The 14330-nt window shown below is 38.1% G+C and carries 9 protein-coding genes and 3 pseudogenes; all 12 read left to right on the top strand.

Features of this window, described 5'->3' with window-relative positions; all coding sequences use genetic code 11:
- Positions 1 to 49: 49 nt before the first annotated feature.
- Complete coding sequence (gene pyrH, locus JCM9152_RS02850; protein ID WP_035340748.1) at positions 50 to 769, top strand: UMP kinase; 720 nt, start codon at positions 50 to 52, stop codon at positions 767 to 769.
- Complete coding sequence (gene frr / locus JCM9152_RS02855) at positions 769 to 1326, top strand: ribosome recycling factor (protein ID WP_035340644.1); 558 nt, start codon at positions 769 to 771, stop codon at positions 1324 to 1326. The genes pyrH and frr overlap by 1 nt, the downstream gene beginning before the upstream one ends.
- A gap of 145 nt (positions 1327 to 1471) precedes the next feature.
- On the top strand, positions 1472 to 2236 hold the full coding sequence (gene uppS / locus JCM9152_RS02860) for an undecaprenyl pyrophosphate synthase (RefSeq protein WP_035340646.1): 765 nt from the start codon (positions 1472 to 1474) through the stop codon (positions 2234 to 2236).
- A gap of 14 nt (positions 2237 to 2250) precedes the next feature.
- Complete coding sequence (locus tag JCM9152_RS02865; protein ID WP_035340648.1) at positions 2251 to 3048, top strand: phosphatidate cytidylyltransferase; 798 nt, start codon at positions 2251 to 2253, stop codon at positions 3046 to 3048.
- Positions 3049 to 3102: 54 nt separating this feature from the next.
- A complete protein-coding gene (locus JCM9152_RS02870) occupies positions 3103 to 4251 on the top strand; it encodes a 1-deoxy-D-xylulose-5-phosphate reductoisomerase (RefSeq protein ID WP_035340650.1) in 1149 nt (382 codons plus the stop codon).
- Positions 4252 to 4279: 28 nt separating this feature from the next.
- Positions 4280 to 5536 (top strand): RIP metalloprotease RseP, encoded by a 1257-nt coding sequence (gene rseP, locus JCM9152_RS02875; protein ID WP_035340750.1) that lies wholly within the window; start codon positions 4280 to 4282, stop codon positions 5534 to 5536.
- Between the two features lie 37 nt (positions 5537 to 5573).
- Positions 5574 to 7282 (top strand): annotated as a pseudogene (locus JCM9152_RS02880) (proline--tRNA ligase).
- Between the two features lie 300 nt (positions 7283 to 7582).
- Positions 7583 to 11880: pseudogene (locus tag JCM9152_RS02885) on the top strand (PolC-type DNA polymerase III).
- Positions 11881 to 12117: 237 nt separating this feature from the next.
- Complete coding sequence (gene rimP / locus JCM9152_RS02890) at positions 12118 to 12588, top strand: ribosome maturation factor RimP (protein WP_035340653.1); 471 nt, start codon at positions 12118 to 12120, stop codon at positions 12586 to 12588.
- 32 nt (positions 12589 to 12620) lie between these two features.
- A pseudogene (gene nusA, locus JCM9152_RS02895) lies at positions 12621 to 13732 on the top strand (transcription termination factor NusA).
- 18 nt (positions 13733 to 13750) lie between these two features.
- Positions 13751 to 14023, top strand: coding sequence for an RNase P modulator RnpM (gene rnpM, locus JCM9152_RS02900; protein WP_035340655.1), 273 nt, complete (start codon positions 13751 to 13753; stop codon positions 14021 to 14023).
- Positions 14023 to 14322, top strand: coding sequence for a YlxQ family RNA-binding protein (locus tag JCM9152_RS02905; RefSeq protein ID WP_035340657.1), 300 nt, complete (start codon positions 14023 to 14025; stop codon positions 14320 to 14322). The genes rnpM and JCM9152_RS02905 overlap by 1 nt, the downstream gene beginning before the upstream one ends.
- The last annotated feature ends 8 nt before the right edge of the window (positions 14323 to 14330 follow it).

Here is a 14330-nt window from a genome sequence, read left to right on the forward strand (position 1 = left end):
CCTTTTTCACAAGAAGATGGTAAAACTTCAGGTTCGAGCGGAGGTCACTATGAAATCATATAATCGAGTAGTTTTAAAATTAAGCGGAGAAGCCTTAGCTGGTGATCAAGGATATGGAATTGATCCATTAGTTATACAATCTATTGCCAAACAAATTAAAGAAATTGTCGAATTAAATGTTGAAGTAGCTGTTGTAGTTGGTGGTGGAAACATTTGGCGAGGTATGGCAGGTAGTGCAAAAGGAATGGATCGTGCGACTGCTGACTATATGGGGATGCTTGCAACTGTCATGAATTCATTAGCATTGCAAGATGGGCTTGAAGATATTGGAGTTGAAACGAGAGTGCAAACCTCGATTGAAATGCGTCAAGTAGCTGAACCGTATATACGTCGAAAGGCTATTCGCCATCTTGAGAAGAAACGTGTTGTTATTTTTGCTGCTGGGACAGGAAACCCTTATTTTTCTACTGATACAACTGCTGCATTACGTGCAGCTGAAATAGAGGCAGAAGTGATCCTTATGGCAAAAAATAAAGTCGATGGTGTTTACAGCGCAGATCCATCAGTCGATACTTCCGCAAAAAAATATACATCGCTCTCCTTTATGGATGTGTTAAAAGAAGGTTTAGCTGTTATGGACTCAACAGCATCATCTCTTTGTATGGACAATGACATACCATTAATTGTATTTTCGATTATGGAAGAAGGTAATATTAAAAAAGCCGTTATAGGTGAAGAAATTGGAACAATTGTCAGGGGGAATGAATAATGTCAAAGGAAATTATTAATGACGCTAAATCAAGAATGGAAAAGGCGATTGATTCATTAAATAGGGATTTAGCTAAGCTTAGAGCTGGTCGAGCAAATCCTGCTCTCCTAGATCGTATAACAGTTGAGTATTATGGAGCTGAAACGCCATTAAATCAACTTGCAACAATTTCGGTCCCAGAAGCGCGCTTATTGACAATTCAACCATTTGATAAGTCTTCAATTGGTGAAATTGAGCGTGCAATTTTAAAATCAGAGTTAGGTTTAACACCTGCTAATGATGGTTCTATTATTCGCATAACGATTCCACCATTAACAGAGGAGCGTCGTAAAGATTTAGTGAAAATAGTGAAGAAATCAGCTGAAGAGGCAAAGGTTGCTATTCGTAACGTACGTCGTGATGCAAATGACACACTGAAAAAAGGACAAAAAGATGGTGACTTAACCGAAGATGATCTTCGTCGCTATACAGATGAAATGCAAAAATTAACAGATACGTATACAGCTAAGGTTGATGATGTTGCCGACCATAAAGAAAAAGAAATCATGGAAGTGTAAGATCGATCCATGTAAAATAGAGATTAAAGACCCTCTTTTTTATAGGGGGTTTTTCCACTTTCATTCTGTACCATACCATATAACGAGTAAGTGTACAGTTATGTAAGATGTTGAACCTGCTGTAAGTAGATGGAGGGCGCTTAACATGCTTGATAAATTAACAAATTGGAGAACGAAACGTTCGAATGATGAAGAGGAAATGCATTTATCAACGAATATACCGAAACACATTGCTATCATAATGGATGGAAACGGTCGTTGGGCAAAAAATAGAGGCTTACCGAGAATTGCTGGGCATCGTGAAGGCATGAAGGTCATTAATAAAGTTGTACGAAAGGCAAATGAGTTAGGTGTTGAAGTCTTAACACTCTACGCATTCTCAACGGAAAATTGGAAGCGTCCAAAAACAGAAGTTGATTTCTTAATGAAGCTTCCCGAACGTTTCTTAGCGACTGAGTTGCCACAATTAATGAAAGAAAATGTGAAAGTGCGTTTAATGGGAAGTATTGATGCATTACCAGAACAAACAAAAAACGCTGTTAACAAGGCCGTTGATCAAACTTCTGGTAATACCGGACTCATATTAAACTTTGCTTTTAATTACGGAAGTCGATATGAAATAGCAGTTGCGGTAAAAAAAATTAGTGAACAAGTAGAGCAAGGAAATATTAAGTCAGACGAAGTGAATGAGAATTTATTATCTGAGCATTTAATGACAGCTGAATTACGTGATCCAGATTTACTCATTCGTACGAGTGGTGAAATTCGATTAAGTAATTTTATGCTTTGGCAGGTTGCTTATAGTGAGTTTTGGTTTACGGAAGTACTGTGGCCGGATTTTAGTGAGCAGCATTTGGTTGAAGCGATCTTCGTCTATCAAAAACGTGCGAGAAGATACGGCGGTGTATAGAGAGGGGCGAGGTTTTGAAGCAGCGAATTATTACAGGAGTCATTGGTGGAGCATTATTTGTTAGCTTTGTCATTATCGGTGGTTGGTTGTTTTCACTTTTTATAACGATTGTCGCATCGATTGCTATGATTGAGCTTTTAAAGATGAAAAAGATCAGACCAATTTCGTTAATGGGAATTATAAGCTTGCTATCAATGTGGCTATTACTTGTACCAACAGTATGGTATGATCAAGTTATTCCATTTTCATTTACGAAAGTAGAAGTGTTTATCTTTGTGATTTTGGCTTTACTAATGTTTACGGTTCTTACAAAAAATACGTTTACATTTGATGAAGTTGGCTTTGTCATCGTGTCATCGGTCTATGTTGGCTTTGGGTTTCACTACTTAATTGTAACAAGGGAAATACCCGATGTAGGTATGATGCTTGTTTTCTTTGTATTGCTCATTATATGGACAACCGACTCTTCAGCTTATTTTGTTGGTCGCTCACTAGGCAAGCATAAATTATGGCCAGATATTAGTCCGAAGAAAACAATCGAAGGGTCGATTGGTGGAATTATTGGTGCGGTATTAATCGGTTCTACTTTCCATCTTATATATCCACTATTTTCTAGTTTTTATCTCGCTTTGGTTGTGATTATTGTTGCATCAGTACTCGGTCAATTAGGAGATCTAGTAGAATCAGCTTTAAAGCGCCACTATGCTGTAAAGGATTCCGGGAATGTATTACCTGGTCACGGTGGGATATTAGATCGATTTGATAGTTTGATTTATGTGATGCCGATTTTACATTTGCTTCAGCTAATTTAAAATCATATCGTTTGTTTAGTAAGAAGAATCTTTGAAATAATGTAGGTGAAAAGATTGAAGCATATTAGCTTATTAGGTGCGACAGGTTCGATAGGGACACAAACTCTTGATGTAATTAGACAGTTTCCTAAACAATTCTCACTTGAGGCTATGTCAGTTGGACGTAATATTGATCTAGCAATTGAACAAATACATGAATTTAAGCCGTCAGTTGTTTCGGTTATGTCAAAGACTGAATATGACAAGTTAGTTCATCAAGTTCCAAGTGATACAAAAATCGTTTGGGGGAACGAAGGACTAAGTGAAGTTGCAACTATTTCGAAAGTGAGCATAGTTGTAAATGCGGTCATCGGTAGTGTAGGATTAGCTCCTACGTTAGCGGCTATTCGTGAAGGGAAAACGATAGCGATTGCGAATAAAGAAACTCTTGTGACAGCAGGTCATATTGTGACGAATGAAGCAAAACGTGCTAATGTTCCTTTACTGCCAGTTGATAGTGAGCATTCAGCTATTTTTCAAGCTTTACAAGGTGAACAAAAAAGCGAAATTGATAAGTTAATATTAACCGCTTCAGGTGGAAGCTTTAGAGACCGTTCTCGTTCTGATTTAAAAGACGTAACCGTTCAAGAGGCTTTGCAGCATCCTAATTGGTCAATGGGAGCTAAGATTACAATTGACTCTGCCACGATGATGAACAAAGGGTTAGAGATTATAGAGGCACATTGGTTATTTGATATACCATACGAAAAGATTGACGTATTATTACATAAAGAAAGTATTATTCATTCAATGGTTGAATACATTGATGGAAGCGTCATTGCGCAATTAGGAACGCCTGATATGAAAGTACCGATTCAGTATGCTCTGACTTATCCAAATAGATTTCAAAATTTCACTAATGAACGGTTAAGACTATCAGAAATCGGACAATTACATTTTCAAGCTATGGATGTCGAACGCTATCGTTGTGTAGAATTCGCATATGAAGCAGGGCGAATTGGTGGGACGATGCCGACGGTGTTAAATGCGGCAAATGAAGTAGCGGTTTCTTACTTTCTTCAAAACCGTTTGTCGTTTCTTGGAATTGAGTCAGTAATAGAACAAGCTATGACTGAACATGAAGCGATTCAACAACCATCACTAGAAGAAATAGTAGCAGTAGACTTAGAAACACGTCAATTTATTGATACATTGATTAAATAAGAAAGGTGGTCGTCATTAGATGCAATCTATTCAAACGATTTTAGCGGTCATTGTTATTTTTGGCCTTCTCGTATCCATTCATGAATGGGGACACCTTTATTTTGCTAAACGTGCAGGAATACTTTGCCGTGAATTTGCAATCGGTTTTGGTCCGAAAATTTATTCTTTTAAAAAGAACGAAACGGTTTATACAATTAGACTCTTGCCGCTCGGTGGGTTTGTTCGAATGGCTGGTGAAGACCCTGAGATGATTCATATTAAACCAGGATACGAGATTGGTTTAGTATTTAATCAAAAAGGAAAAGTTTCTCAAATAATCATTAATAACAAATCAAAGCATCCTGAGGCACAAGTTGTGCAAGTGGAAAGGATAGATTTGGAAAAGCAGTTAATTGTGGAAGCTTATAACCAAGAGGGAGAACTTGTTCAATATGAAATTGATGAGAAAGCTCATTATATTCAAGATGAACAAGCTACTCAAATTGCACCGTGGAATCGTCAGTTTGGATCTAAATCCGTAGGCCAACGAGCGATGGCTATATTTGCAGGGCCATTAATGAATTTTGTTCTCGCGGTTGTTATTTTAATTGCTTATGCTTTATTGCAAGGTATGCCTGTTGATGAAGCTAGAATTGGCGATGTGACTAATGATGGGGTAGCGATTGCTGCAGGGTTGCAAAAAGATGATGTAGTCTTGTCTATAAATAATCATTCATTATCAACGTGGGAAGAAATGACGTCGATCATTCAAGAACACCCAAATGAGGAACTTATTTTTGAAGTAGAGCGTGAAGGTGAAACATTAATCATTCCTGTTGTTCCGGAAGTTAGAGAAGGGCAGTTTGGAGAAAATGAGGGCTTTGTTGGTATTCGTGGTCCGACTGAATTCTCGATCGTAGGAGCTGTACAATTTGGTTTCACTCAAACATACATGTTTGCTTCAATGATTTTTGAAGTGTTAGGAATGTTGTTTACTGGAGAATTTAAATTAGACTACGTTTCAGGCCCGGTAGGTATTTATAATTACACAGGTGAAGCGGCAGCATTAGGAATATTTGTATTAATGCAATGGGCAGCTGCATTAAGTGTAAATTTAGGTATTATTAATTTATTGCCTTTACCAGCAATGGACGGTGGCCGATTGACGTTTATTGGATTAGAGGCTTTGCGTGGAAAGCCAATTGACCCACAGAAGGAAGGCTTTGTTCATTTTATTGGCTTTGTCTTATTAATGTTATTAGTTATTGTTGTAACATGGAATGATATAACGACGTTATTTATGTAGGATCGAACAAGTATCTAAATAGAAAGGAATTTGGAGGATGCGACAACGTACTTATTTATCACCTACACTTCGTGATACCCCAGCTGATGCGGAAATTAAAAGTCATCAATTGATGTTAAGAGCTGGGCTTATTAGACAAACAGCTTCAGGAATTTACTCTTATTTACCTTTAGGCAAAAGGGTATTAAAAAAAGTAGAAGAGATTATTCGTGAGGAAATGGATGCAACTGGTGCACAAGAGGTACTAATGCCAGCTATTCAGCCAGCTGAGCTTTGGGAAGAATCAGCCGCTTAAGGGCATATGGTCCTGAACTTATGAGACTGCAAGATCGACATGAACGTGATTTTGTTCTTGGTGCTACTCATGAAGAAGTTATTACGTCTCTTGTACGTGACGACATAAAGTCATACAAGAAACTTCCTATAAATGTTTATCAGATCCAAACGAAATATCGTGATGAAAGGCGACCTCGCTTTGGTGTTTTACGTTCACGTGAATTTATAATGAAGGATGCTTATTCGTTTGATACGAGTGAAGAAGGCTTGGATGAAAGCTATAAAGCAATGTATGAAGCTTATAAGCGTATTTTTTCAAAATGTGGACTAGATTTTAGAGCGGTTGAAGCAGATTCTGGGGCTATTGGTGGTACTGATACACATGAATTTATGGTGCTAAGTGAAATTGGTGAAGATACAATCGCTTATTCAGATGGATCAGATTTTGCTGCTAATATTGAAATTGCTCCAGTGAAAGCTGTAGTAACCAATCATAATGAACAGCAAGTATTAGATGTTGAGAAGAAGGAAACTCCTAATGTTAAAACGATTGAAGAGGTTACGGCATTTTTTAATGTTGATGCTTCGCAAACGATTAAATCATTGTTGTTTATGATTAATGAAGAACCCGTCCTTATACTTGTACGTGGAGATCATGAAGTGAACGAAATTAAAATAGCCCACTTGTATCCTAATGCTCAATCAATTGAATTGGCTACAATTGCTCAAACAAATGAATATTTAGGGTGTGAACCTGGATTTATCGGTCCTCTTCAAGTTAAAGATTCTATTTCAATCATTGCTGATCATTCGGTTCAAACGATCGTAAATGGAATTTGTGGAGCGAATGATAGAGACTATCATTTTATAAATGTGAATGTCGATCGAGATGTTTCTGACCTTCAGTATGCGGATATCCGTTTCATTCAAGAAGGTGACCCTTCACCAGATGGGAAAGGTACGATCCGTTTTGCAAGAGGAATCGAAGTAGGTCATGTGTTTAAGCTTGGAACGAAATATAGTGAAGCGCTAGGAGCAAGCTTTTTGAATGAGCAAGGTAAAGCAGAACCAATGATCATGGGTTGTTACGGCATTGGAGTCTCACGTACAATTGCTGCCATTGTTGAACAAAACCATGATGAAAATGGAATTGTGTGGCCAAAGAATGTATCTCCATTTGATATTCATCTCATTACGATTAACATGAAAGATGATACACAAAGAGAACTAGGAGAACAGTTATATGGCCAGTTAAGAAACATGAACTATGATGTATTATTTGACGATCGTCCTGAGCGAGCTGGGGTTAAATTTAAAGACTCTGACTTATTTGGTTTGCCAATACGAATTGCGATTGGAAAAAGGGCTGCTGAGCAAATAGTAGAAGTAAAAATAAGGATGACAGGAGAAATGTTAGAGGTCAAAGTTGACGAACTAGAGTCAACAATAAAGCAATTAATGGAGAAATGAACGCCTTAGACTTTAGCTTGAAATGTCGACAAAGACCCTGCTATAAAGAAGGGCACTGAAAAAGTTTGGTTTTAACTTTTTTGGTGCCCTTTAAGCAATGTGCGCAACCGTTGCCTTTTTTGAAAAGCTTATACGAGCGAGATTCTCGTATCAAGCGAGCAACGAGTGAAGTCATTGCTAGTCCAATCAAAGGTATGGAGAAATTTGATTTGTCCTTATTTTGTGGCCTCCTATAAAGTAGTCTTATAGTAAGGTTTTTATATGAAAATGAACGTATGTTGAAAGTGGGGAGGGTTCATGATGCCTGAGGAGCAGGTTCGTAAAGAAAGGTTATTATTATTATTACAACAAATCCAACTTCCTGAGCAGGTGATTCAACAGCACTTCGAGAATGGGCTTATTCGTAAACTTCAAATAGATAAAAAGAATCGTAGATGGCATTTTCATATTGAGTTGAAAACGATCGTACCTTCTTCTGTGTATGAGCTATTTTCTGTTCAATTAACACAAGCATTTGAGCATATTGCATCTGTAGATTTTACGTTTGTGTACGTGCAAAAGGAAATGTCTGAAGATGAGTGGATAGAATATTGGCCGTTCATTGTGACAAAGATACAATCGATCTCAGAGGGGATTAGACACTTATTAGCTAAACAAGTTCCACGTTATGATGGACGTCGTCTTATGATTACGGTTAGAAATGAAACAGAAGCCGTTGCGCTTAAGCGCAAAGTAACGGAACCATTACAAGATGTCTTGAAACGGTTAAGTTTGCCAATTGTCCAGCTTGAGACAAATGTTCAAGAATCGAAGCAGGAGTATGAGCAATTTGTCGAAAATCGCAAAAAAGAAGATCACTCTAAAGTGGTTGAGGCTATTTTGGAAAAGAAAAAACAAGAAGAACAAGTAGAGAAGAAGGTTAGCGATAAAAATCTCATGATTGGTTATTCAATTAAAGATGAACCTGTTTTGTTAGAGACCATTCGGGATGAAGAACGACGAATAACTGTTCAAGGCTATGTATTCGATGCTGAGACGAGGGAACTACGAAGCGGTAGAACGTTGTTAACATTTAAAATCACCGATTACTCTGATTCAATCTTAGTGAAAATGTTTTCTCGAGATAAGGAGGATGTTCCTTTATTACAGGCGATAAAAAAAGGAATGTGGGTAAAGGTAAGAGGTGGCGTCCAGAATGATACATTTGTACGTGATTTAGTTATGATTGGAAATGATGTTAATCAAATTGTTCCTGAAGAGAAGCATGACACAGCGAAAGCAGAAGAGAAGCGTGTAGAGCTTCACCTGCATACTACTATGAGTCAAATGGATGGGATCACCTCGGCAGGCCGTTATGTTGAACAGGCAGCTAAATGGGGGCATCAAGCGATTGCTATCACTGATCATGGGGTTGTACAAGCTTTTCCAGAAGCTTATTCAGCAGGAAAGAAGCATGGGGTTAAAGTGTTGTTTGGGATTGAAGCCAATTTAGTTGATGATGGGGTACCGATTGCTTATAACGAAGCAGAGCGAACTCTGATGGAAGATGAATATGTCGTATTTGATGTTGAGACAACAGGCTTATCGGCTGTTTATAACACAATCATTGAACTAGCTGCTGTTAAGATAAAAGATGGAGAAATTATTGATCGGTTTGAGTCATTTGCCGACCCCCATGAACCATTGTCGAATACGATTATTGATCTAACAGGGATTACTGATGATATGGTAAAAGGGCAACCAGAAATAGAAGAAGTACTTGAAAAATTTAAAGTATTTGTGGGAGATGCGATTTTAGTCGCACATAATGCCAGTTTCGATATGGGCTTTCTTAATGTTGGCTATCGGAAAATGGGGTTAGGAGAAGTACCCAACCCTGTCATTGATACGTTAGAATTAGGTCGATTTTTGTACCCAGAATTAAAAAATCATCGGTTGAATACGCTATGTAAGAAATTTGATATTGAATTAGTTAGTCATCACCGTGCGATTTATGATGCTGAGGCGACAGGGTATTTATTATGGAAGATGGTAAAAGACGCAAATGAGCGTCAGATTCATTCTCATCACCAGTTAAACGATCATATGGGGCAAGGAAATGTTCATCGTCAAAGACCTTTTCATTGTATAATCCTTGCACAAACTCAAGAAGGACTTAAAAATTTATATAAACTTGTATCAATGTCACATGTCGATTACTTTTTTCGGACGCCAAGAATTCCTAGGTCACAGTTAAATAAGCTGCGATCTGGCTTGCTTATCGGATCCGCGTGTGATAAAGGTGAAGTTTTTGAAGGAATGATGCAAAAATCACCGCAAGAGGTAGAAGAAATTGCCGCTTTCTATGATTATTTAGAAATTCAGCCATTAAGCAATTATGCACATTTAATTGAGAAGGAGCTAGTCAAAAATGATTCTGCTTTGCAAGAAATTGTGGCGAACATTGTGAAGTTGGTGAGAAACTAAATAAGCCTGTTGTTGCAACTGGAAATGTTCACTACCTTGAAGATCAAGATTATATTCATAGGAAAATCTTGATTGCCTCTCAAGGTGGTGCTAATCCATTAAACAAACAACAGTTGCCTAAAGTCCACTTTAAAACGACCAATGAGATGCTAGAGGAGTTTCGATTTCTTGGAGAAGATGGGGCCAAAAAAGCGGTCATAGAGGCATCCCAACATATTGCAAACATGATCGAGGAAATTCATCCAATTCCTGATGACCTTTATACTCCAAAAATTGAGGGCGCTGATCAGGAAATGCGTGATATGAGTTACAATCGTGCTCGACGTATATATGGTGACACATTGCCTGAAATTGTAGAAGCCCGGCTTGAAAAAGAATTGAAAAGTATTATTGGTCATGGGTTTGCGGTCATTTATTTAATCTCACAAAAATTAGTTAAAAAATCGTTAAATGATGGCTATTTAGTTGGTTCCCGAGGCTCAGTTGGTTCATCATTTGTTGCAACAATGACAGAAATAACAGAAGTGAATCCATTACCACCACATTATGTCTGTCCTAAGTGTCACCACTCACATTTCTTTGATGATGGCTCAGTTGGTTCAGGATTTGATTTACCAGATAAAGATTGTCCTGAATGTGGAACGGCTTATATAAAAGATGGACAAGATATCCCATTTGAAACGTTCTTAGGATTTAAAGGTGACAAAGTCCCGGATATTGATTTGAACTTTTCGGGTGCCTATCAACCGAGAGCTCACCATTATACAAAGGAATTATTCGGTGAGGAATACGTATACCGTGCCGGGACAATTGGAACCGTTGCTGAGAAGACAGCATATGGTTATGTGAAAGGTTATCAAAGTGACTATAATTTAATGATGCGTGGAGCAGAAATTGATCGTCTTGTCTCTGGTTGTACGGGTGTGAAGAGGACAACAGGGCAACATCCAGGTGGTATTATTGTTGTACCAGATTATATGGATATTCATGATTTTTGCCCGATTCAATTTCCGGCAGATGATAAAAATGCAGAATGGAAAACGACACATTTTGATTTTCACTCGATTCACGATAACCTTTTGAAGCTTGATATACTAGGACATGATGACCCGACTGTTATTCGAATGCTGCAAGATTTAAGTGGAATTGATCCAAAAACCATTCCTACCGATGATCCTGAGGTGATGAAGATCTTTAGTGGTCCCGATGTACTAGGTGTTACGGAAGATCAAATTATGTGTAAAACGGGTACTCTAGGAATACCAGAGTTTGGAACGCGCTTTGTTCGACAAATGCTCGAAGAAACAAAACCAAGCACATTCTCAGAATTAGTCCAAATTTCTGGACTCTCACATGGAACAGATGTGTGGTTAAACAATGCGAATGAATTAATTTATGAAGGTATTTGTGAGTTGAAAGACGTAATTGGTTGTCGGGATGATATTATGGTTTATTTAATATACAAAGGATTAGAACCATCCCTGGCGTTTAAAATTATGGAATTTGTCCGTAAAGGGAAAGGCCTTCAACCTGAGTGGATTGAAGAAATGAAAAAGCATGATGTACCAGATTGGTATATCGGTTCGTGCCAAAAGATTAAATACATGTTCCCAAAGGCACACGCTGCTGCTTATGTATTAATGGCAGTAAGAATAGCTTATTTCAAAGTACATCATCCGATTCTTTATTATGCATCTTATTTCACTGTAAGAGCGGATGATTTTGATTTAGATACGATGATTAAAGGGTCAAGTGCAATAAAAGCAAAGATTGAAGAAATTAACTTAAAAGGATTAGACGCTGCACCAAAAGAAAAAGCTGTACTAACCGTTCTTGAGTTAGCTCTTGAGATGTGCGAGCGAGGATTCTCATTCCAAAAGGTTGATCTCTATCGTTCTAGTGCAACGGAGTTCCAAGTAGAAGGAACGACCTTATTACCTCCTTTTAATGCGATGACAGGCGTAGGGACAAATGCCGCCTTAAATATTGAAAAAGCACGAGAAGCTGGAGAATTCCTATCCAAGGAAGATTTACAGCAGCGTGCAAAGTTAACAAAGACCGTATTAGAACATCTGGATGAACACGGCTGCTTGGGTGATATGCCAGATTCTAATCAATTGTCATTGTTCTAAGTAAACCTTCTAACGATACGTTTGTTAAAGGATTGCATTGACGTATAGAGTATGGTATTGTATTTATGGTAATACTTAGAATACATTCACGAGAAAGAGTGGGGGAAACCCACTCTTTCCTTTGTTCCATGGGATGAAATTGAACATGATAAATTGCTAAATGTAATGAGGTTTTGTGAATTCACTTATGAAAAGCGAAGAGTGAACCTTTGGTTGCTGTTTAGCAAGGAGGTACTAATGAGTAAAAAGACAACTGAAATGGCTGCAGAATTGGTATCACCAATTCTTGAAAGCTTACAATTGGAATTAGTTGATGTTGAATTTAAAAAAGAAGGACCCAACTGGTTTTTACGTGTGTTCATTGATTCTGACAGTGGAGTTGATTTAGAAGACTGTAGTAGAGTGAGTGAACATTTAAGTGAAAAGCTAGATAAGCTTGATCCAATTGAACAAGCTTACTTCCTAGAAGTCTCTTCACCGGGAGCAGAACGTCCTCTAAAAAAGGAAAAGGATTTTACGAAGGCAATTGGAAAGAATATTTATGTGAAGACATACGAACCTATTAAAGGTGCTAAAGAATTCGAAGGCCTTTTAACTTCATTTGATAATAGCACACTAGAGCTTGAAATGAAGGTTAAAACACGAACTAGCGCTATTGAAATTCCGATTGATAAAGTAGCCAATGCAAGATTGGCGATTGTATTTTAAGCTCTTAATTTTGGAAGGGGGAAATAAACTCCATGAATAGCGAATTTATGGATGCACTAGCTACGTTAGAAAAAGAAAAAGGTATTAAAAAGGATGTCATCATTGAAGCGATTGAGGCTGCTCTTATTTCAGGGTATAAACGAAACTTTAATCAGGTACAAAATGTACGTGTCGATGTTAATCGAGAAAATGGTAGCATTCGTGTTTTTGCGCGCAAAACCGTCGTGGAAGAAGTATTTGATGCAAGGCTAGAAATCTCTTTAGATGAGGCGCAAAAGGTAAATCCGAACTATGAAGTTGATGATGTTGTAGAGATTGAAGTAACGCCAAAGGATTTCGGTCGAATTGCGGCGCAAACGGCTAAGCAAGTTGTTACACAACGTGTTCGAGAAGCTGAAAGAGGAATTATATATGCTGATTTCATCGATCGTGAAGAGGACATTATGACGGGGATCGTTCAAAGACAAGATCACCGCTTTATTTATGTCGATTTAGGAAAAGTCGAAGCACTCCTTCCTTTAAATGAACAGATGCCAAATGAGTCGTATCGTCATAATGATCGCATAAAAGCTTATATTACGAAGGTCGAGAAGACAACAAAGGGACCGCAAATTCTCATATCGCGTACACACCCCGGACTATTAAAGCGATTATTTGAACTAGAAGTTCCAGAAATCTATGATGGAACAGTTGAAATTAAATCGGTTTCCCGTGAAGCGGGTGACCGGTCAAAGATTGCAGTACACGCTGATAATCCAGAGGTGGACCCAGTAGCTCATGCGTAGGGCCAAGGGGACAACGTGTTCAAACGATCGTTAATGAATTAAAAGGTGAGAAGATTGATATTGTTCGTTGGTCTGAAGATCCGGTTGAATATGTTGCGAATGCACTAAGTCCGTCAAAGGTTTTAAAGGTAAAAGTAAATGAAGAAGAGAAAATGACACAGGTGATTGTTCCTGATTATCAGCTTTCATTAGCGATTGGGAAGCGAGGGCAAAATGCTCGCTTAGCAGCAAAGCTTACTGGTTGGAAAGTAGATATTAAAAGTGAATCTGATGCAAAGGAGCTAGGTTTGTTTGATGAAGAAGGCTTTGTCACTGTCGAAAATGATGAAGACGTATATAGTACAGACCAACCCTTTTAATAGAGGAGATGGTGGAAGATGAAGAAACGTAAAATTCCTCTTCGGAAATGCATTGTAACAAATGAAATGAAACCGAAACAAGAACTGATTCGAATTGTTCGTTCACCAGAAGGAGAAGTCTCCGTTGACCCTTCAGGCAAAAAAAATGGTCGTGGTGCGTACATTACAAATAGTGATGAATGTTTTGAACTAGCTAAGAAGAAAGATGTCTTATCAAGGCACCTACAAGTTCATGTTGATTCTGATGTCTATGATCAACTTCAGCTTGCGAGTAAGAAAGGAAGGAAATAATGGCTAAATGGCTTTCGCTTTTAGGCTTAGCTGCAAGAGCCCGAAAACTTGTAACCGGTGAAGAACTTGTTCTTACTGAGGTGAGAAGGTCGTCTGCGAAGCTAGTATTAGTTGCACAAGATGGTTCAGATCAGACTAAAAAACGAATCATGAATAAATGTGAATATTATAATATCCCCATCCGACTCGTATCAAATCGAGTTGAGCTTGGACAGTCTATTGGAAAGCCAGAAAGAGTTGTTGTCGCTGTAATGGATGGTGGTTTTGCGAAGAAATTGATCGCTCAAATAGATGAATGATGTTGGAG

Source organism: Halalkalibacter hemicellulosilyticusJCM 9152 (assembly GCF_000513115.1).
GTDB lineage: Bacteria > Bacillota > Bacilli > Bacillales > Bacillaceae_D > Halalkalibacter > Halalkalibacter hemicellulosilyticus.

What these genes read in the sequence shown, in the direction of transcription:
- uppS (WP_035340646.1), top strand. Translation starts at nt 1,472, where the DNA reads ATGCTTGATAAATTAACAAATTGGAGAACGAAACGTTCGAATGATGAA.
- frr (WP_035340644.1), top strand. Translation starts at nt 769, where the DNA reads ATGTCAAAGGAAATTATTAATGACGCTAAATCAAGAATGGAAAAGGCG.
- rimP (WP_035340653.1), top strand. Translation starts at nt 12,118, where the DNA reads ATGAGTAAAAAGACAACTGAAATGGCTGCAGAATTGGTATCACCAATT.
- JCM9152_RS02905 (WP_035340657.1), top strand. Translation starts at nt 14,023, where the DNA reads ATGGCTAAATGGCTTTCGCTTTTAGGCTTAGCTGCAAGAGCCCGAAAA.
- pyrH (WP_035340748.1), top strand. Translation starts at nt 50, where the DNA reads ATGAAATCATATAATCGAGTAGTTTTAAAATTAAGCGGAGAAGCCTTA.
- rnpM (WP_035340655.1), top strand. Translation starts at nt 13,751, where the DNA reads ATGAAGAAACGTAAAATTCCTCTTCGGAAATGCATTGTAACAAATGAA.